This window comes from Salinicola sp. DM10, from assembly GCF_017306975.2.
Lineage (GTDB): Bacteria > Pseudomonadota > Gammaproteobacteria > Pseudomonadales > Halomonadaceae > Salinicola.
This window is the reverse complement of the sequence record NZ_JAFLEN020000001.1, coordinates 1,829,216-1,855,352: the sequence shown is the minus strand read 5'-3', so window position 1 is coordinate 1,855,352 and position 26,137 is coordinate 1,829,216. Positions and strand designations below refer to the sequence as shown.

At 66.4% G+C, this 26,137-nt stretch carries 23 protein-coding genes; 8 read left to right on the top strand and 15 right to left on the bottom strand.

The window, feature by feature from the left end; all coding sequences use genetic code 11:
* Positions 1 to 40: 40 nt before the first annotated feature.
* Positions 41 to 1,603, bottom strand: a complete 1,563-nt coding sequence (locus tag J0A90_RS08235) for a bifunctional GNAT family N-acetyltransferase/carbon-nitrogen hydrolase family protein (protein ID WP_035477065.1) — start codon at positions 1,601 to 1,603, stop codon at positions 41 to 43.
* Between the two features lie 259 nt (positions 1,604 to 1,862).
* Between J0A90_RS08235 and J0A90_RS08230 the strand changes: the two genes are divergently transcribed.
* The 3 genes from J0A90_RS08230 to J0A90_RS08220 are packed head-to-tail and all read left to right on the top strand — an operon-like array spanning position 1,863 to position 5,040.
* A complete protein-coding gene (locus J0A90_RS08230; protein WP_207033416.1) occupies positions 1,863 to 3,023 on the top strand; it encodes a porin in 1,161 nt (386 codons plus the stop codon).
* Positions 3,024 to 3,033: 10 nt separating this feature from the next.
* A complete protein-coding gene (locus J0A90_RS08225) occupies positions 3,034 to 3,450 on the top strand; it encodes a hypothetical protein (protein WP_207033414.1) in 417 nt (138 codons plus the stop codon).
* 3 nt (positions 3,451 to 3,453) lie between these two features.
* Complete coding sequence (locus tag J0A90_RS08220) at positions 3,454 to 5,040, top strand: diguanylate cyclase domain-containing protein (protein WP_207033412.1); 1,587 nt, start codon at positions 3,454 to 3,456, stop codon at positions 5,038 to 5,040.
* Between the two features lie 7 nt (positions 5,041 to 5,047).
* Here J0A90_RS08220 and J0A90_RS08215 read toward each other — a convergent pair whose 3' ends face one another.
* The 3 genes from J0A90_RS08215 to J0A90_RS08205 form a co-directional block, all read right to left on the bottom strand.
* On the bottom strand, positions 5,048 to 5,668 hold the full coding sequence (locus J0A90_RS08215; RefSeq protein ID WP_207033410.1) for a flavin reductase family protein: 621 nt from the start codon (positions 5,666 to 5,668) through the stop codon (positions 5,048 to 5,050).
* A 94-nt stretch (positions 5,669 to 5,762) separates the two neighbouring features.
* Positions 5,763 to 6,011 (bottom strand): GlsB/YeaQ/YmgE family stress response membrane protein, encoded by a 249-nt coding sequence (locus tag J0A90_RS08210; protein ID WP_207033408.1) that lies wholly within the window; start codon positions 6,009 to 6,011, stop codon positions 5,763 to 5,765.
* 153 nt (positions 6,012 to 6,164) lie between these two features.
* Positions 6,165 to 6,878 (bottom strand): dienelactone hydrolase family protein, encoded by a 714-nt coding sequence (locus J0A90_RS08205; RefSeq protein WP_207033406.1) that lies wholly within the window; start codon positions 6,876 to 6,878, stop codon positions 6,165 to 6,167.
* Positions 6,879 to 7,046: 168 nt separating this feature from the next.
* Between J0A90_RS08205 and J0A90_RS08200 the strand changes: the two genes are divergently transcribed.
* Positions 7,047 to 7,568: a YgjV family protein gene (locus J0A90_RS08200; protein ID WP_207033404.1), complete on the top strand. Its 522-nt coding sequence runs from the start codon at positions 7,047 to 7,049 to the stop codon at positions 7,566 to 7,568.
* A 44-nt stretch (positions 7,569 to 7,612) separates the two neighbouring features.
* On the opposite strand, the gene J0A90_RS08195 is transcribed toward J0A90_RS08200, so the two are convergent.
* From J0A90_RS08195 to J0A90_RS08185, 3 genes are all read right to left on the bottom strand, one after another.
* Positions 7,613 to 8,302 (bottom strand): glutathione S-transferase family protein, encoded by a 690-nt coding sequence (locus tag J0A90_RS08195; RefSeq protein ID WP_207033402.1) that lies wholly within the window; start codon positions 8,300 to 8,302, stop codon positions 7,613 to 7,615.
* 80 nt (positions 8,303 to 8,382) lie between these two features.
* Positions 8,383 to 9,216 carry a citryl-CoA lyase gene (locus J0A90_RS08190; protein ID WP_207033400.1) on the bottom strand — a complete coding sequence of 278 codons (834 nt, stop codon included), beginning with the start codon at positions 9,214 to 9,216 and terminating at the stop codon, positions 8,383 to 8,385.
* Between the two features lie 14 nt (positions 9,217 to 9,230).
* A complete protein-coding gene (locus tag J0A90_RS08185) occupies positions 9,231 to 10,391 on the bottom strand; it encodes a CaiB/BaiF CoA-transferase family protein (RefSeq protein ID WP_207033398.1) in 1,161 nt (386 codons plus the stop codon).
* 131 nt (positions 10,392 to 10,522) lie between these two features.
* Between J0A90_RS08185 and J0A90_RS08180 the strand changes: the two genes are divergently transcribed.
* Positions 10,523 to 11,188 (top strand): IclR family transcriptional regulator, encoded by a 666-nt coding sequence (locus tag J0A90_RS08180; protein WP_207033396.1) that lies wholly within the window; start codon positions 10,523 to 10,525, stop codon positions 11,186 to 11,188.
* Positions 11,189 to 11,284: 96 nt separating this feature from the next.
* On the opposite strand, the gene J0A90_RS08175 is transcribed toward J0A90_RS08180, so the two are convergent.
* A complete protein-coding gene (locus tag J0A90_RS08175; protein ID WP_233076604.1) occupies positions 11,285 to 12,277 on the bottom strand; it encodes a tripartite tricarboxylate transporter substrate binding protein in 993 nt (330 codons plus the stop codon).
* A 462-nt stretch (positions 12,278 to 12,739) separates the two neighbouring features.
* On the opposite strand from J0A90_RS08175, the gene rluF reads away from it, so the two are divergent.
* The gene (rluF, locus tag J0A90_RS08170) at positions 12,740 to 13,855 is read left to right on the top strand and encodes a 23S rRNA pseudouridine(2604) synthase RluF (RefSeq protein WP_207033394.1); all 1,116 of its coding nucleotides are present in this window, start codon (positions 12,740 to 12,742) and stop codon (positions 13,853 to 13,855) included.
* A gap of 9 nt (positions 13,856 to 13,864) precedes the next feature.
* Here the strand turns inward: rluF and J0A90_RS08165 are convergent, their stop codons facing one another.
* The 6 genes from J0A90_RS08165 to J0A90_RS08140 form a co-directional block, all read right to left on the bottom strand.
* Positions 13,865 to 14,266 carry a heme-binding protein gene (locus J0A90_RS08165; RefSeq protein ID WP_207033392.1) on the bottom strand — a complete coding sequence of 134 codons (402 nt, stop codon included), beginning with the start codon at positions 14,264 to 14,266 and terminating at the stop codon, positions 13,865 to 13,867.
* A gap of 40 nt (positions 14,267 to 14,306) precedes the next feature.
* Positions 14,307 to 15,563, bottom strand: a complete 1,257-nt coding sequence (glcF, locus tag J0A90_RS08160) for a glycolate oxidase subunit GlcF (protein WP_207033390.1) — start codon at positions 15,561 to 15,563, stop codon at positions 14,307 to 14,309.
* Between the two features lie 8 nt (positions 15,564 to 15,571).
* Positions 15,572 to 16,717, bottom strand: coding sequence for a glycolate oxidase subunit GlcE (glcE, locus tag J0A90_RS08155; protein ID WP_207033387.1), 1,146 nt, complete (start codon positions 16,715 to 16,717; stop codon positions 15,572 to 15,574).
* Between the two features lie 170 nt (positions 16,718 to 16,887).
* The gene (gene glcD / locus J0A90_RS08150; protein ID WP_207033385.1) at positions 16,888 to 18,387 is read right to left on the bottom strand and encodes a glycolate oxidase subunit GlcD; all 1,500 of its coding nucleotides are present in this window, start codon (positions 18,385 to 18,387) and stop codon (positions 16,888 to 16,890) included.
* Positions 18,388 to 18,604: 217 nt separating this feature from the next.
* On the bottom strand, positions 18,605 to 20,302 hold the full coding sequence (locus J0A90_RS08145; RefSeq protein WP_035471272.1) for an L-lactate permease: 1,698 nt from the start codon (positions 20,300 to 20,302) through the stop codon (positions 18,605 to 18,607).
* 467 nt (positions 20,303 to 20,769) lie between these two features.
* The gene (locus J0A90_RS08140; RefSeq protein ID WP_207033383.1) at positions 20,770 to 23,121 is read right to left on the bottom strand and encodes an FdhF/YdeP family oxidoreductase; all 2,352 of its coding nucleotides are present in this window, start codon (positions 23,119 to 23,121) and stop codon (positions 20,770 to 20,772) included.
* A gap of 466 nt (positions 23,122 to 23,587) precedes the next feature.
* Here J0A90_RS08140 and J0A90_RS08135 point away from each other — a divergent pair, with 466 nt between their 5' ends.
* Together J0A90_RS08135 and J0A90_RS08130 are read left to right on the top strand one after the other, a co-directional pair.
* Complete coding sequence (locus tag J0A90_RS08135) at positions 23,588 to 24,301, top strand: glutathione S-transferase N-terminal domain-containing protein (RefSeq protein WP_035471267.1); 714 nt, start codon at positions 23,588 to 23,590, stop codon at positions 24,299 to 24,301.
* Between the two features lie 52 nt (positions 24,302 to 24,353).
* Positions 24,354 to 25,040, top strand: coding sequence for a glutathione binding-like protein (locus tag J0A90_RS08130; protein ID WP_207033382.1), 687 nt, complete (start codon positions 24,354 to 24,356; stop codon positions 25,038 to 25,040).
* Positions 25,041 to 25,170: 130 nt separating this feature from the next.
* Here the strand turns inward: J0A90_RS08130 and J0A90_RS08125 are convergent, their stop codons facing one another.
* Positions 25,171 to 26,133, bottom strand: coding sequence for a D-2-hydroxyacid dehydrogenase family protein (locus tag J0A90_RS08125; RefSeq protein WP_233076603.1), 963 nt, complete (start codon positions 26,131 to 26,133; stop codon positions 25,171 to 25,173).
* Positions 26,134 to 26,137 lie beyond the last annotated feature (4 nt).

Sequence of the window (26,137 nt, the reverse complement as noted above, 5' to 3'; positions counted from 1 at the left end):
GCCTCTCCGGGGTGGCGTTACGCTCGCCTCGCAGCACGGCTCAGCTCTCCTCCTGACGCGCCCCGGACTTCCACGACCAGTCGCGCAGGCGCAGGTCGTAGAGGTCCAGGCGGCGATCCTTGAGGTTGGTCACCGCACCTTCGGCGCGCACCAGCTTGAGCTTGTTCAGGTCGAGGTCCGAGAACATCACCATCTCGGTGTTGGGCGTGGTCTCGGAGAGCACCGCATCGTGGGGGAAGGCGAAGTCGGACGGCGAGAACACCGATGACTGGGCGTACTGGATGTCCAGGTTCTCGATCGAGGGTACGTTGCCGACGCTGCCGCACACTACTACGTAGCACTCGTTCTCGATCGCCCGGGCCTGGGCGCAGTGGCGCACGCGCAGATAGCTGTTCTTGGTGTCGGTCCAGAACGGCACGATCAGCACGTCCATGTCCTGCTCGGCGAGCAGCCGCGGCAGCTCCGGGAACTCCACGTCGTAGCAGATCAGGATGCCCACGCGGCCGGCATCGGTCTCGAACACGCACAGCTCGTCGCCGCCCTCGACCACCCAGTCGCGGCGCTCCTGGGGGGTGATGTGGAGCTTGGCCTGGCGGTCGACGCTGCCGTCGCGGTGGCACAGGTAAGAGACGTTGTAGAGCTTGCCGTCGGCGCCTTTTTCCACCATCGAACCGGCGACGATGTTGATGTTGTAGGAGACCGCCATGCGCGAGATTTCGCTCTTGAAGCGCTCGGTGAAGCCGGCCAGGAACTGGATCGCCGCGACCTGGTCGGTCTGGTCGGTCAGCCCCATCAACGGGGTATTGAACAGCTCCGGAAAGACCGCGAAGTCGCTCTGATAGTCGGAGATGGCATCGACGTAGAACTCGACCTGCTTGAGGACCGACTCGACCGAGTCGAACTCGCGCATCTGCCACTGCACCGCGCCCACGCGGATCTGGGTGCGCCGGGTGTCGATCACCAGGCTGGCCGGTTCGTAGAGGATGTTGTTCCACTCCAGCAAGGTGGCGTAGCCCATCGACTTCTCGTCTTCGGGCAGATACTTCTTCAACAGCCGCTTGACCAGGAAGTCGTTGGCCAGCTGGAACGACAGGATGGGGTCGTAGAACTCCTTACGCGCGACCCGCTCGATGTACTCCGCCGGCGACATCTCCGCGGCGTGCTGGTGGTAGTTGGGGATACGCCCGCCTGCCAGGATCGCGCGCAGGTTCATCGAGCGGCACAGGTCCTTGCGCGCTTCATACAGGCGCCGGCCGAGGCGATAGCCACGGTAGGCGGGGTCGATCAGCACGTCGAGACCGTAGAGCGCATCGCCCTCGGGTTCGTTGAGGATGATTTCGCGGTGGCCGATCAGCTCGTCGTACTTGTGCGGGTTGGAGAAGCGGTCGTAGTCGACCCGCACGGTGAGCGCGACGCCGACGATCTTGTCGTCGTCCTCGATGATGATCTGGCCATCGGGGAACTCGTCGATCAGCTTGTCGATGGTGTGCTGAGACCAGGCACCGCCGATGTCGTCGTAGACGGCGTCCATCAGCCGCTTGAGCTGCGGATAATCCTCGCAGGCGAGGTTGCGCAGGTTGAGATGCAGTTCTTCCAGAGACATTGAGCGGCTATCTCCATCCGGGCCAATAACGATCGGCGCAAATTGGCGTGAAAAATGGGCTTATAGAGACAAAGTCTAACACGTCGCGTTCCCCGCCGAGTGGCGTCGCTTGGGTGGGCAGAACCGGCCCGTGCCTGCGCCCTCGGCGGGTTGCCGACTTCAGAAAGGCTGTCACCTGCCGACAATAATGCAGACATTCTAATTTTTCTTCGAGCGGTGGAACGCGTGGCAGCCACGCCGCCCGCCCCTGAGACCCGATATGCAGCGATGGCGACAGATAGGGCTGGGGCTCGTGCTGATGAGCATGAGTCTGGCGGCCCAGGCGTTTCATGCAAGCGACGACGGCCGTCTCACACTGAGCGGATTCGGCACCTTGGGGCTGGTCCACAGTGACAACTCCGAGGCCGAGTTCCTGCGTGACATCGGCCAGCCCAAGGGCGCCGGTGAGGGATGGAGCGCGCGGGTCGACAGCCTGCTGGGGGCGCAGCTCGGGTGGCGTTTCGACCCGCGCTGGGATCTGGTGGTGCAGGGGATCAGCCGCTACCACGACAGCGGCAATTACCGCCCCGAGTTGAGCTGGGCATTCGTGCGCTATCGCCCCGACCCTGCGCTGCAGCTGCGCGCCGGGCGCCTGGGCTGGGATGTGTTCCAGCTCTCCGACTCGCGCTACGTGGGTTACGCCTACCCTTGGGTAAGACCGCCGGTGGATCAGTTCGGCATGCTGCAGTTGACCCATATCGACGGTGCCGACGTCACCTTCAAGCAGCCGCTGGGCAGCGACCTGGTACGGCTCAAGCTTTACGCCGGCAGCTCCGACAGCCGCATTCACGTGATCGATGACCTGGTCGCGGACTTCGATGCCGACGCCGTCTACGGTGGTCATCTCGACTACGAACACGGCCCCTGGCGTCTGCGCACCAGCTATACCGAAGTACACTCTGACGTGGATTACGCCGGGAGCGTCGTCAACGAGATCGACAGCCTGCAGATCCCCGGGCTGGACGGCGAGCGCGAGATCGAACGCGCACTCGGCTTCTCGCGGCTGCGGCTGTTCTCGTTGGGGGCGCTGTATGACAGCGGCCCACTGCAGGTACAGGCGATGTGGAACCGTAGCCGTACCGCGCGCTACCACGGCCGGATCGACTCGGCGCTGCTCTCGGTCGGCTACCGGGTGGGGCAGGTGACGCCCTATGTCGCCCACTCCCGCGCCATGACCTCTTCCACCAACCCTGACGTCACCGATATCGACCAGCGCACCTGGACCTTCGGCACGCGCTTCGATGTCGCCAGGGATATTGCACTCAAGGTGCAGCTCGATCGTGTCGATACGCGCAGGCCCGGCTTCCTGTGGCGTGGCGACAGCGACTGGGAGGGTGGTTGGAGCTCGATCTTCAGCCTCGGGCTGGACTTCATCTTCTAGGAACCTGGGCATGATTCGCGTGCGCGCCTGTCTTCTCATAGCGCTACTGACGCTGGCACTCCCGGCGATGGCGGATATCGCCATCGTGGTCAAGGCGGGCAGCGGTGTCGGTCAGCTCACCCGCAGCGATGCGGTGAATATCTTCATGGGCCGTTATCGCAAGCTGCCCAATGGCAATCCGGCGCTGCCACTGGACGTGGCACCGCTCAAGGCGCGTTTCTATCGGACGCTGGTGAACAAGAATCTGGCCGAGATCAACGCCTATTGGGCGCGCCTGGTGTTCTCGGGCGAGGCCTCACCGCCACAGCAGGTCGCGACGGCCGCCGAGATGCGCCAGCTCGTGGCGCACAACCCGAGCGCCGTCGGCTATCTCGACAGCCGCGAGGTGGGTGACGACCTGCACGTCGTGCTGATACTGAATGAGTGAAAGATGTCGCGACTGCTGACGCTATTACACACCCGCCTGGCGCTGCGCACTACAGCGATCATCCTGCTCATCGTGGGGCTGCTGGGCGTCGCCTTCCTGCTGCTGGCGGTGCACTTCCGCGTCCAGAGCGTGCATCAGGAGCAGCAGGCACGCCTCGAGGGTTTGCTGACCACGGTCGAGCGCACGGCGCAGATCGCCTGTTTCCTGAATGGCGAAGAGCTGGCACGGGAGCTGGCCGATGGCCTGCTGAGCAACGATATCGTGCATGCGGTACGCATCGAGTCCCTCGACGGCAAGCTGTTGGTCGATCGGGGTGGGCCGATCGACGCATCCAGCGATGCCCTGTTCACGCGCGAGATATCCTCGCCATTCGATGCTGGGACACCCCTGTGCCGCCTGATCATCGACCCCAATCAGCGCTACATCGATGGCCTGGTCGATCAGGCCTCGCGCTTCGTCGGCGGTGCGCTGCTGCTGCAGCTTCTAGGCATCGGTTTCTGTGTGGTGCTGGTGGTGGTGCGCTACGTGACCCGCCCGATCACCGGGCTGTCGCAGCGGCTGCGAGCGCTCGAGGCGGAGACCGGGCAGAAACTGCAGGCGCCGAGAGGTAACCGTGACGATGAGATCGGTCAGTTGGTGAACAGCGTCAACGCCATGATCGATAACCTGGTCCAGAGTCTCGACGCCGAGCGCTGTTTGCGCCTCGAGCGCGAGGTCGAGGAGCGCCGCTACCGGGCGATCTTCGACAATGTCGAGACGGGCATCTTCGAGGTCGACGACGACGGCGCGATCCGCGTCGCCAACCCCGCCTTCCGGCGCCTGTTCAAGCTGCCCGCCAATCGCGACCTGAACCGCCATCCGATCGATTTCGCCACCCTGATCGACCCCGAGGGCAGCTTTGGCGCCAGCCCGGCCACGATGGTCGCCGGCGGCCGTGGGCAGCAGTGGGAGGTGGCGCTGGGCGACGAGGAGCCACGGCGCTGGGTCAGCCTGGTACTCAACCCGCTGGAGGCCGGGCGCTTGCAGGGGGTCGCGCATGACGTCACCGCGCGTAAGCGCGCCGCGGACGCGGCCGAGCAACTGGCGGTGACCGACCCGCTCACCGGGCTCGGCAATCGGCGTGGTTTCGACCGTCGTCTGGCGGTGATGGGGCGCCATCATCGGCTCTATCCGGATCGTTGCCATGCCCTCGTGCTGCTCGATTTCGATCACTTCAAGCAGATCAACGACACCCACGGCCACCACGCCGGAGACCGCGTACTGCGCCACGTCGGCGGCGAGCTGGCGGTGCTGCTGCGCCAGCGTGACTACGTGGCGCGGCTGGGCGGTGACGAGTTCGTGCTGCTGCTGGAGGGGTGCGGGCAGCGCGACGAGGTCGAGGCGCTGCTGGTGCGCTTCGTCGCAGGACTGCAGACCCCGATCGAGCTCGAGTCGGGGGTGGCGATCACCATCGGGGTCAGCATCGGGGTGGCGCTGCTCGGGGTGGATACCGAGGAGCCGCAGGAGGCGCTGCTACTTGCCGACCGCGCGATGTACGCGGCCAAGCGCGCCGGGCGCAATACCTGGCGCTTCCACACCGGCAACGGCTGAGCCGCACTCAGCCCGGCCGGCGCATCTGGAAACGCTGCGCCTCGGCGGCCTCGAAGTAGTCCGCCGGGCCGCCGCCACGCAGGATCGGACGCGCGGCGGCGGTCTGATAGATGCCATCGACCAGTAGGGCCGGATCGATATGTACCCCGACCACCTCGCCGAGTACCAGCCAGTTGTCGATCTCTTCGCCGGCGGCAGAGCGCAGCCGCAGCGTCTGGCTCAGCCGGCACTCGAACACCACCTGGGCTTCACCCACATGGGGCACCGCGACGACCTGGGAAGCACTCGGGGTGAGCCCGGCCAGGCTGAACTCGTCGACCTCCGGGGCCACCGACGCCGCGCTCTGGTTCATGGCCTCGGCCAGAGGGCGGGTCGCCAGCTGCCAGCAGAACTCGCCGGTGCGTTCGATGTTGCGCACGCTGTCCTTGTAGCCGGCACTGGAGAAACCGATGATCGGCGGGGTATCGGCGAAGGCGTTGAAGAAGCTGTAAGGGGCCAGGTTCAACTGCCCCGACTCGTCCTGTGACGAGATCCAGCCGATCGGGCGCGGGCCGATGATCGCCTTGAACGGATTGTGCGGCAGGCCATGCCCCTCTCGGGGCTGGTAGAAGTGGGCGTTGCTGGGCATAGCGAAAGGTTCCTGAGGGGGCGCGATGGCGCGACGGGGGTGGCCGCCGCTGGCGCCATGCCGGCGGCGGCGATGAGGCGGATGGGGTCTGGCGCTATTTGCGCACCACGCGATAGACGATCAGCAGCACGATGGCGCCGAGCACGGCGATCGCGAAGCTGCCAAAGTTGAAGCCGGAGACGCTGCCGAAACCGAGTGCGGTGCCGATCCAGCCGCCCACGACCGCCCCCAGAATGCCGAGGATAATGGTGACGATGAAGCCGCCCGGGTCCTTGCCTGGCATGATCAGCTTGGCGATGGCGCCGGCGATCAGACCGAAAATGATCCACGTGATGATGCCCATGAGTGCCTCCTGGCTGGGTGGGCGCGTGCCGACATGGCGCGCTGTATGAGAAACGGGGTCTACGACTGACAGTATCTGTCCTGGTCAGAAGCTAGTCGGCGTCGTCGCGCCCGGCAAGCGCCTGACGAAGGTCCGGCGGGGCAACTGGGCGCCTCAGGCCTTGCGGCCGGCGAGGAAGGTCAGCGTACGCCCATGTGCCAGCGCCGCGGCCTGCTGGTGATAGCTCGCCCGCGACCAGCAGTTGAAGCCGTGCTCGGCGCCGTCATAGAGATGCACTTCGACCTCGCGGTTGGCAGCGAACGCGTCGCGGGTCTGTTCGACATGAGCGAGCGGGATGTGGTCGTCTTCGGCACCGAAGTGGAACTGGGCCGGTACCGCGAGCTCGCCGGCGCGATCGAGATACTCGGTGAGGCCACCGGCGTAGTAGCACACCGCGGCGTCGACGCCCGCATCCAGCGCGCACAGGTAGGAAAGCACACCGCCCATGCAGTAGCCCACCGAGGCGATCGGCCCCTCGCACACCGGGCTTGCACGCAGAGCCTGGGTGGCGGCGCGCAGGTCGCTGATCACGGTGGGGTAGTCCAGCGCCTGCTTGTGCGCCACGGCGGCTTTCCAGTCGTCACCGTCATAGCCTAGCTCGACCCCGGGCGCCTCGCGCCAGAAGACATCGGGCGCGATGACACTGTAGCCATCCATGGCGTACTGCTCGGCGACACCGCGGATATGGCCGTTGACGCCGAAGATCTCTTGGATCAGCAGAATGCCGGGGCCCTTGCCCTTGTGGGGTAGTGCCTGATAAGCCTTGAACGTCTTGCCGTCCTCGGCGGTGATCTCGATCCATTCGGTCTTGATGTGGGTCTGGGACATGTCTGGCTTCCTGTGCGGGGTAAATGGCCTTGGCCGGCGAGTAGCATCTTGCCGGCCAAGGCCGCTGAAACGGCACCCGGCAGCGAGCCGGGCAACCCGGGGAAAAAAGTATAGCAGGCTATCTAGCATCGGCCCGGGGGGACGCGGCCGTCACAGGGAGAGGGACGCATGCCGCCACTCGATGCCACCACGCTGGCCGCACAGCTCGGCGGGCTGATCGCGCTGGGTTTCATCATTCTGGCCTTTGCCAGCCGCCAGGACGATCGGCTGCTGCTCCACCTGATCTTCGCCAACGTCGCTTTTGCCGTGCATTTTCTGCTGTTCGGCGAGTGGACGGCGGCGGGTATCACGTTGTTGGTGATCGTGCGGATTCTGCTGGCGCGCCGCTATCGCGGCGACTGGCGGGTGATGCTCGGCATGCTGGCGCTCAACCTGGCGGTGGCGTTGGCCGTAGCGCGCGGTCCGGCGGACCTGTGGCCGCTGGTGGCGACGCTGTTCGGTACCGTGGGCATGTTCATGCTGCGTGGCATCCCCATGCGGCTTTGTCTGGCCGCGGCCGCGCTGGCATGGCTGATCAACAATGCGCTGATCGGCTCCCTCGGCGGCATCGTCGCCGAACTGCTGGCGCTGGTGACCAACCTGGTGACGATCTGGCGGCTACGGCGCTGGGGCATTCGCCCCAGCAACTGAATCAGCCGTCCGCAACCCCGTGGCAGGTATGCGGCGCCGAAACGCTACGCCGGCCGACGGCGGTCTTCGAGTATCCGACGTCCGCGGATGCAATCCTGCTCGTGGGGTTCGTCGACCCACGTCTCGGCGATGCCTTGTTCGATCCAGCTCGCTACCGCCGGATGCGCCAGCAGGCGCTCGGCGTAGTCTCGGGCCGGGCCGTCCAGGGAGATTCCGTAGCCGCGCACGCGTACCGCCACGGGCGCGAACATCGCGTCCACCGCGGTGAAGCGCTCACCCGCCAGCCAGGGGCCGCCGAAGCGCGCGATGCCTTCCTGCCACAGGGCGTCGAGGCGGGCGATGTCCCGCCCCAGGGCGGCACTGGGTTCACCCAGTTCGATACGCAGGGCGCAGTTCATCGAGCACTCATCGCGCAGCGCGAAGAAGCCCGCATGCATCTCGGCACTGGCGCAGCGGGCCCAGGCGCGTGCCTCGCGCACCTGTGGCCAGGCCGCCGGATGGCTTTCGGCGATGTACTCCAGGATCGCCAGCGACTCCCACACCACGCTGTCGCCATCATGCAGGCAGGGCACCTTGGCGGTGGGTGAGAAAGCGGCGAAGGCTGCCTGCTTGCCATCCCCATCGAACGGGGTCATCACCTCTTCGAAGGGGATCTCGAGCGCGTGCAGTAGCACCCAGGGGCGCATCGACCAGGACGAGTAGTTCTTGTTGGCGATAAAGAGCCGATACGTCATATCCACCTCCGGGGCTGTGTCGCTATGAATGTGCCGCTAGGAGTATGCGGCGCTCGCCCGCGCGGCGGAAGAGACCGGCCTTACGCGCGTGGCGGTACCGGACGCGGTGCCGGGCCAGCGTAGGGCCACAGCCACCCCTTGGGCAGCGGGCCCTTGTTGCGCCCGCCCTGGCACTGCTGCTCCCAGGCGTGGGCGAGAATGCCCACCGAGCGTGAGAGGCAGAACAGGCCGCGCGCCAGCGGTGCCGGGAAGCCCAACTCGGCATAGATGACGGCGGTGGCGCCGTCGATGTTGAGCGGGATCGGCTTGCCCTTCATGGCGATCAACTGGCGCTCGATCTCCCGGGCGATGGCGACGAAATGTCCCGCCACCTCGCCGCGTTCGGCGGCTTCCTCGACCAGTTGCAATAGTCGCGGCCCGCGCGGGTCGACCGGATGGAAGCGGTGGCCGAAGCCGGGAATGATCTTGGTCCGCTCGCGCTGCCAGGTGGTGATGCCTTCCTGGACTGCGATCTCCAGAGTGTATCCGCCGGCCTGGTACTCGAGAATCGACTGATACAGCTCGACGGCCTGCTCGCCGGCGCCACCGTGAACGTCATCGAGCACGTTGACCGCAGAGGCCATGGCATTGTTGAGGCTGCCGCCACAGGTCATCGCCATGCGCGCGATGGCAATGCTGGGGGCCTGTGGGCCGTGGTCGACCGCGCTCATCAACGCCGTTTCCAGCAGGGCGGCCTGGGGCCGGTTGGGTAGCTCGCCACGAGTCATCAGCCAGACCATGTCGGCGAAGCCGACGTTGCCGATCAGCTCCTCGATGGGATAACCACGGTAGCGGATCTCGCCGGGGCGCATATCGATGATGTCGGTATGCCACCACTGTTGAGCCTGGTACGCCGGCGTAGCGGACTTGGTCATGTGCTCTCTCCCGTTCATTCGTCGTTGGCGGCCCGGTTGGGCAGCAGGGTGGCGTTGTCTTGACCGAGCCCGGGCGGCGGAGATGCCACGCGGGGCGCCTGGCCGTCGAAGCGGTAACCGCCACTGACCACCTTCAGCGGCCGCTCTAGATCGCTGCTCTCGAACTGCTCGATCAGCCCGCGGTCGCGCACCTGAGGGTGCGCCAAGGCCTCGGCGACGCTGTAGACGGGGCCGGCAGGCACGCCGGCCTCGACCAGCCGCGGCCACCAGTACTCGGTCGTCTCTCGCTTCAGTACCGCCTCCAGGCAGTCGCTCAACGCCTGACGATGCTCCAGGCGCGCCTGGCGCTGGGCGAAGCGCGGGTCAGCGAGCCACTCGGGGTGTTCGAGCAGGTGGCAGATCGCGGCGAACTGCTCCTGCTTGTTGGCGGCGATATTGATCAGCCCGTCGGCGGTGGCGAAGGTGCCGGAGGGGCTGGCGGTGACGTTGTCATTGCCCAGGGGCTGCGGTGGCTTGCCGGCGATCAGCAGATTGGAGACCGCCCAGCCCATGGTGGCGAGCACCGATTCGAGCATCGAGATATCGATGAAATGCGCCTTGCGCGGTCTTTCGGCCAAGGCCGCATTGATCGCCATCGCCGCGGTCAGGCCGCCGACGGTGTCGGCCAGCGGATAGCCGACCCGATAGGGCGCGTTGTCGGCCGCGCCGGTGATGCTCATCACCCCGGCCATGCCCTGAATGATCTGGTCGTAGGCCGGGTAGTTGGCCAGCGGCCCATCCTGGCCGAAACCGGAGATCGCGCAGTAGACCAGCTCGGGGTTGGCCTCGCGCAGCGTCTCGAAGCCGAGCCCCAGGCGCTGCATGACGCCGGGGCGAAAGTTCTCGACCACCACGTCGGCGGTCGCCACCAGCGTCAGGAAAGCGTCACGATCGTGCGCGTGTTTGAGATCGAGCGTCACCGAGCGCTTGCCGGCGTTCTGCGCGAGGAACGAGACCCCCATCAGTGCCTCGTTGAGCGCGGGGTCGGCGCCCAACTGACGTGCCAGATCGCCGCCCTGGGGGCGCTCGACCTTGATCACCTCGGCGCCGAGATGGGCCAACTGATGGCAGCAGAATGGCCCGGCGAGCACGTTGGTCAGATCGAGCACCCGGTAACCGGTCAATGGTGACGACATAGTTCCTCCTGGTGAAACTGTTTCCTTCAGAGAGAATATGATTCGTCAGAGTGAGTTGCAATACCGTTTTGCCTGTCGCAACATCGCCCTGAGTTTCATGACCTATCAAGCTGACCGACAAGGAGCGCGCCATGGCGCAGAGACGAGTCGAAGCCGTCGAGCGAGCGCTGACGCTGCTCGAAGCCTTTTCGCAGGAGCGCCGAGAGTTCTCTCTGACCGAACTCGCCAATGCCTCGGGGTTCTACAAGAGCACGATTTTGCGGCTGATGGCGTCGCTGGAGCATTTCGGCTATGTCACCCGCGACGAGCGCGGAATCTACCGAATCGGCCCGGCGGTATCGCGTCTGGCGCCGTTGGCAGGCGATGGGCCACAGCTCGAGAATCTGGTGCGCCCGATCCTCGAGTCGCTGCGTGACGCCAGCGAAGAGACCGCTTCCTTCTATGTCCGCGATGGCGACCACCGGATCTGCCGCCTGCGCGAGAACGGCTGCATGGAAGTCAGGCACCATCTGGAGGAGGGGGTGAGATTGCCGCTGGGCCGCGGTGCCGCGGGCCGAGTGCTCAACTATGAAGTGCCACGCGGTCAGGTAGCGGTCTCGAGTGGGGAGCGCCAGGCGGGGCTGTCGGCGGCGGCCATCGGCATCTACAACGGCGAAGGCGAGCTGATGGGGGCGCTGGCACTGTCAGGCCCCAGCGAGCGCTTCAACCTAGCGGTCAAGGATCGCCATGTGCCGTTGCTGACCCAGTACGGGCCGCGTCTCGAGCGCCAATGGCCACGTGCACTGCGGGCTTCCTGAGAGACTCAGCGTCGCAGCCGCCCGCGGCGCCAGTGAGAACCGATGGCTCGGATGGCTCACGGCGATGAGCCATCCGAGCCGGCGCGAGGGCCGGTTCTACTGGATCAGGCCGACTTCCCTGGAGATCGTTTCGATATCGGCGATCTGCTGATGCACGTAAGCATTGAACGCCTTACCGCTGCGGTCGAAGGGAATCAAGCCGTTCTTGCTCATGACCTCCTTCCACTCAGGGCTTTCGTAGACCTTGTGCAGCGTTTCTTCCCACCAGGCCACATCCTCGTCGGAGAGTTTCGGCGGCAGATAGAAACCACGCCAGTTGATGCCCTCGACATCCACACCCTGCTCCTTGGCGGTGGGGAACTCGCTCAGCGCACCGGGCAGGCGGCCGTCGGCGAGCACAGCGAGGACACGCAGGTCGCCGGATTCGACGAAGCCGAGAATCTCCGAGGCATCGCCCGAGAAGGCGTCGATATGGCCACCCACGACCTGGGTCAGTGCCTCGCCACCGCCCTCGAACGGCAGATACTTGACCTTGTTCAGCGGTTGGATGTGGTCGGCGCGCGCCATCATCAGCACCTTGAGATGATCCCAGCCGCCACTGGCACTGCCGCCGGCGAAGCTGACACTGGCGGGGTTCTTCTCCATGGCATCCAGCAGCGACTCGAGATTCTGGTAAGGCGAGTCCTTGCTCACGGCGATCACGCCGTAATCCGCCCCCACGGTGCCGGCCCAGTTGACCATGTCGGCGTTGAGCCCGGGGAACTGATGCTGGGCCAGGCGGGTGGTGGTCGAGGTCGACGCCGAGACGATGACATCGTTCTGCCCGGCGCGCTTGGTGACGACGTGAGAGAACGCCACACCGCCGCTGGCGCCCGGCATGTTGGTGGTCTGCACGCTGCCGTCGATGGCACCGATCTCGCTCAGTACCTGGCCCACGCTGCGGCAGGTGAAGTCCCAGCCGCCGCCGGGATTGGCGGGGGCTATACAGTCGATCTTGCCGCTCGGACCGGCCGCCTGCACGCCCAGCGGCAGCAGCGCCAGCGAAAGCGCGAGATAGAGGGCGGAAGGCTTCATGGGCAACGATTTCATGGCGTCTCCATTATTCTCTTTTGTAGAACATGTTGCGTCAGAAAAAACTATAGGCTTGCGCATACCGGGTCAATCGCGATGGCACGACTTGCGACTAAAGAATATCCATGAGAACTATGGTGTTCTATCTAGCAGAATTGTTGTGATGGGGATGGTAGAGAAATTGGTAGAGAAATTGGCGGGGAAAGTGACAGGCAGGCTGGCGGTAAGAGTGGCAGGCAGAGTTGCGGTGAGAGTGGCGGTGAGAGTGGCGGTGAGAGTGGCGGCAAGACGGGGCCGGCCGGGGTGTGCAGGGGCGTCTCTGGGGCCGAACAGGCGTCGACTTGTGCGCGATGCCGGTTTTATCGACGCGTTGGAAGCGTCAAACTAGGCATGATCACCGCCCCTGGCAGGGCGATACCGGTTCATCGGTGACTACCCGACCGATGCCGAAGCATCTCTTTTCTGGCTGGACGACCCCTTATGGCGCAACGACAATCGACCCGGATCAACAAGTACATCAGCGAAAGCGGTATGTGCTCACGTCGTGAGGCCGATCGCTTCGTCGAGCAGGGCAACGTCTGGATCAACGGCCGCCGCGCGACCACCGGCGATCAGGTGGTGGCGGGGGATCGGGTCAAGGTCAACGGCCAGGAGATCGAGCCGCGGGAGGCGGAGGATCTGGTGCTGATCGCGCTGAACAAACCGGTGGGGATCGTCAGTACCACCGAGTCCAGCGAGAAGGACAACATCGTCGAGTTCGTCAAACATGGCGCGCGCATCTTCCCGATCGGCCGGCTCGACAAGGATTCCCAGGGGCTGATTATGCTGACCAACGACGGCGATCTGGTCAACAAGATCCTGCGCGCGCACAACCATCACGAAAAAGTCTATCGGGTGACGGTCGACAAGCCGATTACCGACGACTTCATCGCGGGTATGCAGCAGGGGGTGCCGATCCTCGGTCAGGTAACCAAGCGCTGCCAGGTCAGCCGCGAGTCGACGTTCGTCTTCACCATTACGCTGGTGCAGGGGCTCAACCGCCAAATCCGCCGCATGTGCGAGTACTTCGGCTACGAGGTCACGCAGCTGATCCGTACCCGGATCATGAACATCTCGCTCAAGGGACTGGCGCTGGGTGACTGGCGGGATCTCACGCCGAAGGAGATCGATACGCTCATCGCGCTGACCCGCGACTCCGGCAGCGAAGCCGAGCCGGAACGCACGCCCAAGCGCGCGCGTAGCGGCAACGCTGCGAAGCCGGCGACCGGCAAGCCTCGTGCCGGTGGCAAGTCCGCTCCCGGCAGCAAGCCGTCTTCCGCTGGCAAGCGTGCCGGCCGCGACGCTGCCAAAAGCGGTGCGGCCAGTGCCAAGAAGCGCGGCAGCGCCAACGCCCGCTCCGGCCCGAAGAGCGCCGCCGGCAAGCCGCATCCCAAGACTAAGACGGCCGCTGGCGGCAAGCCAGGTGCCAAGGGCAAACCCGGCGCTAAAGGCAAGCCGAGCGTCACTGGCAAACCCGGCGGCAAGCCCGCCGCCAAGGGGCGCGGCGGAAAGCCGGGGGCGCCCAACGCCAAGGGCCCGCGCGGCAAGAAGCGTTAGGTCGGGCGCTTAGCCGATAGCTTTCACCGCGGCCTTGGCCACCTGTACGTCCTGCTCCGGCTTGACCCCGGAAATTCCCACGCTGCCGATCACCTCACCGTCGACGATCACCGGTACGCCACCGGCGAGCAGCGCCTGCATGGGTGCGCTGACGAAGGCGGTGCGGCCGTTGTTGATCATCTCTTCGAAGACTTGGGTCTCCTTGCGGCCGATGGCGGCATTGCGGGCCTTCTCGCTGGCGATGCCGGCGCTGAAGGGCGCGGCGCCGTCGAGCCGGCGCAGGCCCAGCAGATGGCCGCCGGCGTCGGCCACGGCGATGGTGACCGCCCAGCCCTGGGCCTCGGCTTCGCGCTGGGCGCTGTCCAGCAGGGCGTTGACGTCGGCGAGTTCGAGTACGGCTTGGGTCTTCATGGTGTGGCTCCTGGGGAAACTGACAACAGGGGTTGGTGATTCATGCCTGGGGCGCGGCCAGACGCTCGTCGACCAGCTCGATCCAGTGGCGCACCGGCGTGCGACCGGCGCCGCCGAGGTGGCTCTGACAGCCGATGTTGGCGGTGACGATGGTGTCGGGCTGGCCGGCCTCCAGCGCGTCCAGCTTGGCGTCGCGCAGCTGGCGCGACAGCACCGGCTGGGTGACCGAGTAGGTGCCCGCCGAGCCGCAGCAGAGATGGGCGTCGCGTACCGGCGCCAGATCGAAACCGAGACGTATGAGCACGCCTTCCACCGCCCCGCCGAGCTTCTGCGCGTGCTGTAGTGTGCACGGGCAGTGGAAGGCGAGACGCTGGGCGTCGTTGGCGCTGGTACTCCCGGCCAACGCTTCGAGATCCTCCTCGCGCAGGATCTCGACCAGATCCTTGGCCAGCTCGCTGACGCGGCGAGCCTTGTCCGCATAGGCGGGGTCGTCGGCGAGCATCTCGCCGTACTCCTTGACGAAGGCGCCGCAGCCGCTGGCGGTCTGCAAGATCGCCTCGGCGCCGTCTTCGATCAGCGGCCACCAGGCGTCGATATTGGCGCGCATGCGTGCACGCCCCGCCTCCTGGGCGTTGAGGTGGAAGTCGATCGCGCCGCAGCAGCCGGCGTCGCGCGCCGCGCGCACGCCGATACCCAGGCGGTCGAGCACGCGCGCCGTGGCGTCGTTGGTGTTGGGCGCCAGGCCGGGCTGCACGCAGCCTTCCAGGATCAGCATCTGGCGGGCGTGACGCTCGGGCGCGGGGCGTGCCCGGCGCGGTGCCGGTCGCGGCGGGATCTTGTCGCGCAGCGCGGCCGGGGCCAGCGGACGGAAGGTCTGACCCAGGACCAGCAGGGCCTGGAAGCGCCGGGGCTCGGCCAGTGCCTTGCGCAGCCCTAGGCGCAGCGCGCGTTCACGCGGGGTGCGCCCGACCCGGCGGTCGACCTCGGCGCGGCCGATGTCGAGCAGCTTGTGGTACTCGACCCCGGAGGGGCAGGTGGTCTCGCAGTTACGGCAGGTGAGGCAGCGGTCGAGATGCAGCTGGGTCTCGCGGGTCACCTGGTCGTCGCCGGCGTCGCTCTCCAGCAGCTCCTTGATCAGGTAGATGCGCCCGCGCGGGCCGTCGCGCTCGTCGCCGAGCAGCTGATAGGTGGGGCAGGTGGCGTTGCAGAAGCCGCAGTGCACGCAGGTGCGCAGGATGCGGTCGGCTTCGCGGATCGCGGGCCGTTCGCGCGCGGCGTCGGTGAATTGTGTCTGCATGGTGGCTCCTACCAGTCGGCGTAGAGCCGGCCGGGATTGAAAATGGCGTGCGGGTCGAGACGCGTCTTGAGCTGCTGGTGATAGCGCGCCAGCACCTTGGGCAGTGGCGAGAACGGCGAGGCGCCGTCGATCGAAGACTCGTCTGGCGCGGGGCCGAAGCGCGTGGCGTGGCCGCCGGCGGCGATGCTGGTTTCGTGCACGTGCGGTGCGGGCTCGTCGCTGCGCAACCACTGCTGGGCACCGGCCCAGTCGCACAGCCAGTCGCCGCTCAGCGCCGGGCGCCGGGCGCGGGCCGGCAGCGAGAGCCGCCACAGCGGCCGTGGGTCCTGCGGCGAGAAGAAGGCCAGACGCTGCTCGCGCAGGTCTTCCCAGAAGGTGGCAGCGTCGGCGTCGCCGCCCAGGCGTTCGCGGGTCGATGCCACCGAGCCTTCGCCCCCTTCGAGACGCACATGCAGCACGCCCTCGGCAAAGGCGGCGCCACTCAACGGTAGCGGCTCGCGGCCCCAGGCGCGCAGATGCTCGAGCGCGCGCGCTTCGTCCATCTCCAGACGCAGGCAGGCGCTCGCCGGCGGCAGCGGCAGCACCTTGAAAGAGACCTCGGCGAGTACCCCCAGCGTGCCCTGGGCGCCGACCATCAGCCGCGACAGATCGTAGCCGGCGACGTTCTTCATCACCTCGCCGCCGAAGCGCAGCAGTTTGCCGTCATGGGTGATCACCCGGGTGCCGAGCACGAAGTCGCGCACCGCACCGCTCCAGGGGCGGCGTGGCCCGGAGAGACCGCAGGCGACCATGCCGCCGACGGTGGCCGCATCGCCGAAGTGTGGCGGTTCGAAAGGCAGCCGCTGGCCGCTGGCGGCGAGCGCGCTTTCGAGCTCGGCCAGAGGCGTGCCGGCGCGCACCGTGACCACCAGCTCGACCGGATCGTAGTGGACGATGCCCCGATGCTCGCCGAGCGCGAGGCGTCTCTCGGCGTCGACCCGGCGGCCGTAGAACGCCTTGGTACCGCCGCCCTGGATCACCAGCGGTGTGCGCTCGCGGTGGGCTTGGCGCACCTGCTCGCAGAGCGCGTCGCTCAGGTTCTGGCCGTCATCCAGGGTGGGCCCGGCCTGATCCGCAGGGGTGAACTCGGGGCGCTGGTCCTGGGGGTGTGGCATCATGCATCTCCTGACTCGAACGACTAGCTAGACTTTGTACGAAAACTACCTGCGCTCGGTAATACGGCGTTAAAAATCGGCTCAAAATGCTCATTTACACCCCGTAAACTCCGCGTTTTCGCCGATTTTTGCCTTGTCTTCCCTTCGCTCGCTGACTTCTCGCACAAACCCTAGAAGCGGGGCAGCTCGGGGTGGGGCAGCTCGCCGTGGTGCACGTGCATGGCGCCGAATTCGGCGCAGCGCGCCAGCGTGGGAATGTTCTTGCCCGGATTGAGCAGGCGATGCTCGTCGAAGGCGAACTTGACCGCGTGGAACTGGGTCAGCTCGTCGGCGGCGAACTGGGTGCACATCTGGTTGAGCTTCTCGCGCCCGACGCCGTGCTCGCCGGTGATGGTGCCGCCGACCTCGACGCAGAGTTCGAGAATCTTGGCGCCGATGGTCTCGGCGGTCTCCAGCTCGCCGGGGCGATTGGCGTCGAACAGGATCAGCGGATGCAGGTTGCCGTCGCCGGCGTGGAAGACGTTGGCGACGCGCAGCCCGTAGGTCGCGGAAAGGTCGTTGATGCCCTTGAGCACCCGTGGCAGCTCGCGCCGGGGAATGGTGCCATCCATGCAGTAGTAGTCCGGCGACATGCGCCCCACCGCGGGGAAGGCGGCCTTGCGCCCGGCCCAGAACAGCTGGCGCTCGGCGTCGTCCCGGGCGAGCCGGATCTCGCTGGCCCCGGCGCGCTCGAGCAGCTCGCGCACGCGCTCGCAGTCGGCGTGGACATCGGCCTCGACGCCGTCGAGCTCGCACAGCAGGATCGCCTCGGCCTCGACCGGGTAGCCGGCATGAACGAAGTCCTCGGCGGCGCGAATCGCCAGGTTGTCCATCATCTCCAGGCCGCCGGGAATGCAGCCGGCGGCGATGATGTCACCCACCGCCTTGCCGGCACGCTCGACGTCGTCGAAGCTCGCCATCAGCACCTTGGCCACCTGCGGCTTGGGCAGCAGCTTGACGGTGACCTCTGTGATCACCCCGAGCATGCCCTCCGAACCGGTGAACAGGGCCAGCAGGTCGAAGCCGGGCGCGTCCAGTGCCTCGCTGCCCAGGGTCATGCGTTCGCCCTCGATGGTGACGATCTCGACGCTGAGCACGTTGTGCACGGTGAGTCCGTACTTGAGGCAGTGCACCCCGCCGGCGTTCTCGGCGACATTGCCGCCGATCGAACAGGCGATCTGCGACGAGGGATCGGGGGCGTAATAGAGCCCGTGCGGCCCGGCGGCTTCGGAGATGGCCAGGTTGCGCACTCCCGGCTGCACCCGCGCCAGGCGCGCATCGGGGTCGAGTTCGAGGATACGGTTGAAGCGCGACATCACCAGCAGCACGCCCTTGGCCAGCGGCAGCGCACCGCCGGAGAGCCCGGTACCGGCGCCGCGGGTCACCACCGGCACGCGCTGGGCGTGACAGACCCGCATCAGCGCCGTCACCTCCTCGAGGGTTGCCGGTAGCGCCACCAGCAGCGGCAGGGTGCGGTAGGCGGAGAGCCCATCGCACTCGAACGGGCGCAAATCTTCTTCGCGCGCCAGCAGGGTGAGCGCCGGGGCCTCGGCGTGGATCGCCGCCATCAGCGTGGACTTGTCGACGCTGGCGATCTCGCCGTCGAGTCGTTCATCGTAGAGCAGGGTCACGGTCTACTCCCTGGATTGCCGTCTTGGGGCGTATGGACTGCCGACGTGGGCGTATAAATTGCCGTGGCGCCGGTTTATGGAAAGCGTTTCCATATTTTCTTATAGCATTGTGGGAAAGCGGCCGGGGTCTCTCTATTAGCCAAAAGGTGTAGATGTTGTTAATTGGTCAGACCACCGCGCTGCCGTCGTTCGGCAGCGCGGTGGTCGGTACGCTGGCTCAGCCGCCCATCAGCGGGTCGCCGATATGGAACACATAGAAGGCGAGCAGGCCGACGATGCCCGCGAACAGGCAGTAGTAGAGCGTCGGCAGGATCGTCTTGCGCAGCGTGGTGCCCTCGCGGCCGAGCAGGCCCACGGTGGCCGAGGCCGCGACCACGTTGTGGATGGCGATCATGTTGCCGGCCGCCGCGCCCACCGCCTGCAGCGCCACCATCATCGCGGTGGAGACGCTGAGCGCCTCGGCCACGTTGAACTGGAACGCCGAGAGCATCAGGTTGGAGACGGTATTGGAGCCGGCGATGAAGGCGCCCAGCGCGCCCACCGCAGGGGCGAACAGCGGATAGACGTGGCCCACGCCGTCGGCCACCAATTGCGCCATTGCCACCGGCATCGAGACCAGATCGGACTCGTTGACGCCTGAGTTGATCAGGATGCGCACCATGGGGATGGTGAACAGCAGCACGAAGCCGGCACCGAGGAGGGTCTTCGAGGATTCGGCGAATGCCGCCTTGACCTGGCTGGCGCGCATCTGGTGCAGGAAGATGGTGCAGATCACCGCGATCAGGATGATGCCGCCGGGCAGATAGAGCCACTCCACGCTACCGGAGACGCCCTGTTCGCCGAGGATGTTGCTCCAGCCGGTGCTGACCGAGGAGAGCGCCGACTTGACCGCCGGCACGGTGCGCGAGATCACCAGCAGCACGGCGACGATCACATAGGGCATCCAGCCGCGCAGGGTCGACATCGGGGCGCGCCCGGCGACGTCCTCGACCTTGATCTCGATCGTGCCCAGCCACTCGGCCGGCCACTGCGAGCGCGGCGGGAAGTCCCAGGTGTCCTTGGGCAGCAGAAAGCCCTTGCGTGCCGCCGGCACCACGATGGCCAGACCGATCAGCCCGCCCAGCAGCGACGGGAACTCCGGCCCCAGGAAGACCCCCACCAGCATGTAGGGCACCACGAAGCAGACCCCGACGAAGAGTGCGAAGGGCGCGATCGAGAGGCCCTCGCGCCAGGAACGATTTTCGCCGAAGAAGCGCACCATCACGGTGACCAGGATCAGCGGCATGAACACCCCGATCAGGCCGTGGGTGAGCGCTACCTCGGAGGTGATCAGGCGGAAGAAGGTCTCCCAGCTCGAGCCGTCGGCGGCGAGCTGCTGGCTGATCGCCGCCTGGTTGAGCCCGCCGGTGACACCGACCACGATCGGCGTGCCCACGGCACCGAAGGAGACCGGGGTCGACTGCAGCATCATCCCCACCACCACCGCACCCAGCGCGGGGAAGCCGAGTGCCACCATCAGCGGCGCGGCCACTGCGGCCGGTGTGCCGAAGCCCGAGGCGCCCTCGATGAAGCAGCCGAACAGCCAGGCGACGATCAGCGCCTGCACGCGGCGATCCGGGCTGATGCCGGAGAAGCCGTTGCGGATCGCCATGATGCCGCCGGAGTGCTTGAGCGTGTTGAGCAGCAGGATGGCGCCGAAGATGATCCACAGCAGCGCCACGGTCAGGATCAGCCCCTGGAGGGTCGATGCCAGCACCCGGTTGGCGGTCATGTCCCAGGCGAACAGTGCGATCAGCACCGCCACCACGAAGACGATCGGCATGGCCGTGCGCGCCGCCATGCGCAGGCCGATCAGCAGTACCCCGGCCAGGATCAGCGGCAGGAAGGCAAGCAGTGACAACACCGTATGGTCCATAGCGAAAGCCCTTCTGTGATTTTTATGAGAGCGTGGTTTTCATGAGCGCGTGGTTTTCACGAGAGTGTCATTTGTTGTTCGTTCGGGTCGCGGAGCGTGGGCACACCGGGAAGCGCTCTTCCTCGATGCCGCCTCGACCTCTTCCGCCGCCCGTGCTGCGGGGCAGGGGCGGATGCTGGCACGATAGCCAGACGCTAGGGCGCGCGCCATCCATGGGTAAGTGGTCAGACCATGAGGATTTTGATGTGGGGTTGCCCGCGGGCCTCGCACTGCAAGGCTTGCCTGGCGGCATCGAGGCGCGTCACGGGGCCGGCGGGGCGTCTGGGGTGCGACTAATGGACGGTGTCGGTGGCCGTTGACCGCTGGGCGTGCGGCGCCAAAACCGGGGGCGCAAAAAAAAGCGCCGGGTCGCCCCGGCGCTTCGATCGTGCTGGCAGGTTGCACATTTCGGCGCTGCGATTGACGCCTCAGCCGGTGGCGAGCAGGCCGGTATCGGCTTCGATCTGCTCGGTCGACATCAGCGTCACGTTCACCGGGATCGACTTGGCCGCCAGGGTGTTGCTGCCGGCGTCGCGGTTGGCCACCGGGATCAGGTCGTTGACCTCCGGGTAGTAGGCGCCCAGGCAGTTCTCGGGCAGGTCATAGGCGATGATCTTGAAGCCGGAGACGGTGCGCTCGACGCCATCGTCGCTGAGCGTGCTCAGGGTCACCTTGTTGCCCGCTTCGAAGCCGTGCTTCTCGATATCCCGCGGGTTCATCATCAGCACCATGCGCGTGCCGTAGATGTCGCGATAGCGGTCGTCGTAGGAGTAGACGGTGGTGTTGTACTGATCGTGGCCGCGGATCGAGAGCAGCTGGAAGTGGGCGTCGCCGGGTTCGGACTCGTCCTCCGTCAGATGGTCCTGCGGGAACAGGAAGTGCGCCTTGCCGGAGTCGGTGTTCCATACCCGGTCGCGGGCGGCGATATCGAGATGGAACACCCCGTCGGCGGCGAGACGCTGGTTGAAGTCGTAGAAGGTCTCCGGCTGGCTCGCTTCTATCTTGTCACGGATGCGCGCGTAATCCTCGGCCAGCCACGCCCAGTCGACCTTGGGGTTGGGGGCCAGGGTCGCCCGCGCCAGCCCGGCGACGATCGCGATCTCCGAGCGCAGGTGCTCGGAGGCCGGTTCCAGCGCCCCCTTGGAGCCCTGCACGTTGCACATGCCATCCTCGATGGTAATGGTCTGCTCGACTCCGGCCTGGATATCCTTCTCGGTGCGCGCCAGCGCCGGCAGCAGATAGGCCGCCTGACCGTGGATCAGGTGGCTGCGGTTGAGCTTGGTCGCGATCTGCACGGTCAGCGGGATCTTCTCGACATGGGCGCAGACCCGGGCCTGATCGGCGATGGCGCGGAAGAAGTTGCCGCCCATGCCGAGGAAGGCGTCGACCTCGTCGCGCAGGATCGCCTCGCAGCACAGCGCCACGTCATGGCCGTGCTCGCGCCGGCACTCGATGCCGAAGAGCTCGTCCAGCTTGGAGAGGAAGGCTTCGCCGGACTTGTGGAAGATGCCCACGGTGCGGTCGCCCTGAACGTTGGAGTGGCCGCGCACCGGGCAGGCGCCGGCGCCACGCCGGCCGATATGGCCGCCCATCAGCAGCAGGTTGAGGATCTGGTGGATATTGTCGCCGCCGCGCATGTGCTGGGTGATGCCCATGCCCCAGCAGCAGATCACGCGCTCGGCGCGAATCCACGCCTCGGCCGCCTCGCTGATGGCGGCGCGAGTCAGCCCGCTGTGGCGCTCGATGCGCTCCCAGGGTAGCTGGCGGCAGTGCTCGGCGAAGGCTTCGAAGCCATCGGTATGCATATGGATGAAGTCGTGATCGATCACCCGCTTGCCGCCGTTGTCGCGGGCCTCGTCGTCGGTGGCGATGATGTGCTTGCACATGCCCTGGATGGCGGCGATATCACCGCCGATGCGCAGCTGATGGTATTGGCTGCTGATCGGCACGCCGTGGTTGGTCAGCATGTCCTTGGGTGTCTGCGGATTGGCGAACTTGACCAGCGCCCGCTCGCGCAGTGGATTGAAGGTGATCACCTCGGCGCCGCGCAGGCGCGCCTCGTGCAGCAGGCCCATCATGCGCGGGCTGTTGGTGCCTGCGTTCTGGCCGAACAGGAAGATGCAGTCGGCGTGCTCGAAATCCTCCAGCACCGTGGTCGCCTTGCCCACGCCGATGCTCTGCGGCAGGGCCACCGTGGTGGTCTCGTGGCACATGTTGGAGCAGTCGGGGAAGTTGTGGGTGCCAATCATGCGGCCGTAGAGCTGCCACAGAAAGGCGGCCTCGTTGGAGGTGCGCCCGGAGGTGTAGAGCTCGACCCGGGTCGGGTCGTAGGTCTGGATGCGCTCGCCGATCTCGCGGTAGGCGGTCTCCCAGTCGATGGGGTCGTACTTGTCGGTGGTGGGGTTGTAGCGCAGCGGATGGGTCAGCCGCCCCTGTTTTTCGAGCGCGTGATCCGACCACGCCAGCAGTTCGCTGACGCTGTGCTGGGCGAAGAACTCCGGCGTGGTGCGCGCCGCGGTCGCTTCCCATGCCACCGCCTTGGCGCCGTTCTCGCAGAACTCCAGCGGGCCGGGCTTCTTGGGGTTGGGCCAGGCGCAGCTGGGGCACTCGAAGCCGCCGTCGGGCTGGTTGATCTTGAGCATCAGCGAGTTGCCCTTGAACGGCACCTTCTCGCGCAGAAAATGGGTCTCCGTGGCCTGCACCGATTGCCAGCCGCCGCCCGGCGCGTCGTGCTCGCCCTGCTTGCCGTGCAGTTCATCATCCTTGAGTTGATGTGACATGACCGTGGTCTCCTTGATCGACCTGCGAACTGCCGGCACAGCGTTGCCAGTGAACCGCGAACTCGGGAAGCGCTGAATACATCGCCGAACGAGCCGAAGGGCAAGTTGCCGAAGGCTACGCGCCACGCGAGACATGCCATGGGGTCAGGCGAGCCTCCGGCCGGGCTGGCGCCCCAGTACCGCGCAACCTAGTCATTCGCTGGGGACGCCGAGTCCGTGCGGGTAGTCATGCAGCGCTTCCCTCACGCTGTGCCGGCTACCGGTTACAGTATGGCAACGCTTGCGCATTTGCCCAGTTCGGTCTGGGTCCATGAGGCCATTCAGGCGAGGGGGCCTGTCCGAGGCGCGCTCAGCGCGCCGCGCCGGTGGCAGTTTCCGTTTGACGCCCATCGACCCCTTGGACATGCTGGATCACGTCGATTGACCTCTTGTCACATTGTTCTCTTGTCACGAGGAGATGCCTGTCATGGCGCTTAAGATGTTCGATCTCTGCGGTCGCGATGAGCGGCTGCGTTTCTCGCCCTACTGCTGGCGGGTCAAGTTCGCCCTCGCCCACAAGGGGCTGGCGTGCGACTTCGTACCCTGGAAGTTCACCGACAAGGAGGCGCTCGCCTTCTCCGGCCAGGGCCGGGTGCCGGTACTGGTCGATGGCGAGGAGACCGTCGTCGACAGCTACGAGATTCTGCGCTATCTCGACCGTGCCTACCCCGACAAGCCGCTGCTGGGCGAGGGCGCCGCGGCGGAGCGGGCTCGCTTCTTCAAGTTCTATAGCGAGCGCTCGCTGGCCCCGGGCATCGTGCGTACCATCCTGATGGATGTCTTCAACACCATTCATCCGGACGATCGCGACTACTTCCGTACCACGCGCGAGAAGGCCTTCGGCCGCACGCTCGAGGAGATGCACTCGCCGAGCCAGGGCCTGACCATGCTCGACCGCGCCTTGGAGCCGATGCGCGGGCGTCTCGACGAGAGCGAGTTCCTCGACGGCGCCGCCCCCGGGGCCGCCGACTATCTGGTCGTGGGCGCGTTCATGTGGGCGCGGGTCTGCTCGGGCGCCGATCTGGTCTCCAATGCCGATCCGGTCTACGCCTGGTACCAGCGCATGCTCGACCTCTACGACGGGCTGGGCCGCAACGCCACCCGCCTCGTCGATATCGAAGGGGCGTATCAGAACGTGTGAGTTCGAAAGCGGCGGTGCGAGCACGTGCCGCCAGCGGCGACAGGAGCTGGCCATGATCGATCTGTATTACTGGACCACGCCCAATGGGCACAAGATCACCCTGTGTCTCGAGGAGGCCGGGCTCGACTATCGCATTCGGCCGATCGATATCGCCAAGGGTGAGCAGTTCAGCGCCGAGTTTCTGGAGATCTCGCCCAACAACCGCATTCCGGCGATCGTCGACCGCTCACCGATCGACGGCGGCCAGCCACTGGCGCTGTTCGAGTCCGGGGCGATCCTCGAGTATCTTGCCGACAAGAGCGGCAAATTCCTGCCCAAGAGCGGGCGCCAGCGCTACCGCGTGCTGCAGTGGTTGCACTGGCAGGTCGGCGGGCTGGGGCCGATGGCGGGTCAGAATCATCACTTCCGCCACTACGCGCCGCGCAAGATCGAGTATGCGATCGAGCGCTACACCAAGGAGACGGCGCGGCTCTACGGCGTGCTCGACCGCCAACTGGAGGACAACGACTTCGTCGCCGGTGATGACTATTCGATCGCCGACATGGCGATCTGGCCGTGGATTCGCTCCTATGAGAAGCAGGGCCAGGAGCTGGATGACTTCCCCGCGCTGCAGCGCTGGTTCGACGGGGTACAGCGGCGTGACGCGGTGAACCGGGCCTACGCCCGGGCGCTGGAGATCAACCCGGACAACGACGTGGCGATGACCGATGAGGCGCGAGGCCACCTGTTCGGGCGCTGAGGGCCGCCGGGATAACCAGGGAGGCCAGGAAAGCTAGGGGAACCAGAGAGAGGCCCGGTATTCACCGGGCCTCTCGCGTTTCCATCACACTGTTCTAGCACAACATCGTTCTAGCACACCGCTCTGGCGCTCAGCGCTCGCTGTCGAAGAACGTCTTGACCTGCTGGAAGGCGGTGGCGAAGTAGCGTTCGTAGGTATCCTTTTCGACGAAGCCGATGTGCGGTGTCGCCAGTACTCGCGGATGCGCCTGATAGGCGCTCGCCCCCTCCGGCTCCTGCTCGAAGACGTCCAGCGCCGCGCTCCCCGGACGCCCGGCATCGAGGGCATCGAGCAGGGCACCGTCGCGGATCAGCTCGGCGCGGCTGGTGTTGACCAGCAGCGCATCGGCGCGCATGGCGGCCAGCTCGCGCGCGGTGATCATGCCGCGGGTGTCATCGGTGAGCCTGAGATGCAGCGTGACCACGTCGCAGCGGGCGAGAAAGGCGTGGCGATCGGGCTCGAACGCGATACCCAGCTCGAAGGCGCGCCCGGCGCTCGCTTCGCGTCCGTGGGCCACCACCTGCATGCCGAAGGCCTGGGCGTAGCCGGCCACCAGGCTGCCGATCTTGCCCAGCCCCCAGATGCCCAGGGTGCGCCCGTGCAGCGCATGCCCCAGCGACTCCGTCTCCAGACGCTCGGTGGTGCGCTGCCACTCGCCCCGGGCCTGGCGCGCCAGATAGCCGCCGAGACGGCGACAGCCCGCCATGATCAGCAGCCAGGTCAGCTCGGCCGGGGCGATGGGCGAACCGGAGCCCTCGCGCACCGCGATACCCAGCTCGCGACACGCCTCGAGATCGATCGCCGAGGCCAGGCGTCCGGTCTGCACCACCAGCTTGAGCCGCGGCAGCTTCTCCAGCACCTCGCGGCTGAGCACGCTACGTTCGCGGATCAGGATCACCGCATCGCTCTCGGCCAGCCGCGCCGCCAGCGCCGAGGGGGCGACCCGCGCGTACTCGATATCCAGCCGCACGTCGCAGCCGTCGAGTTCGCGCACGGCGTCGAGAAAGCCGCAGCATCCCTGATAGTCATCCAGCACCGTTACTGTCATCGCCATGGCA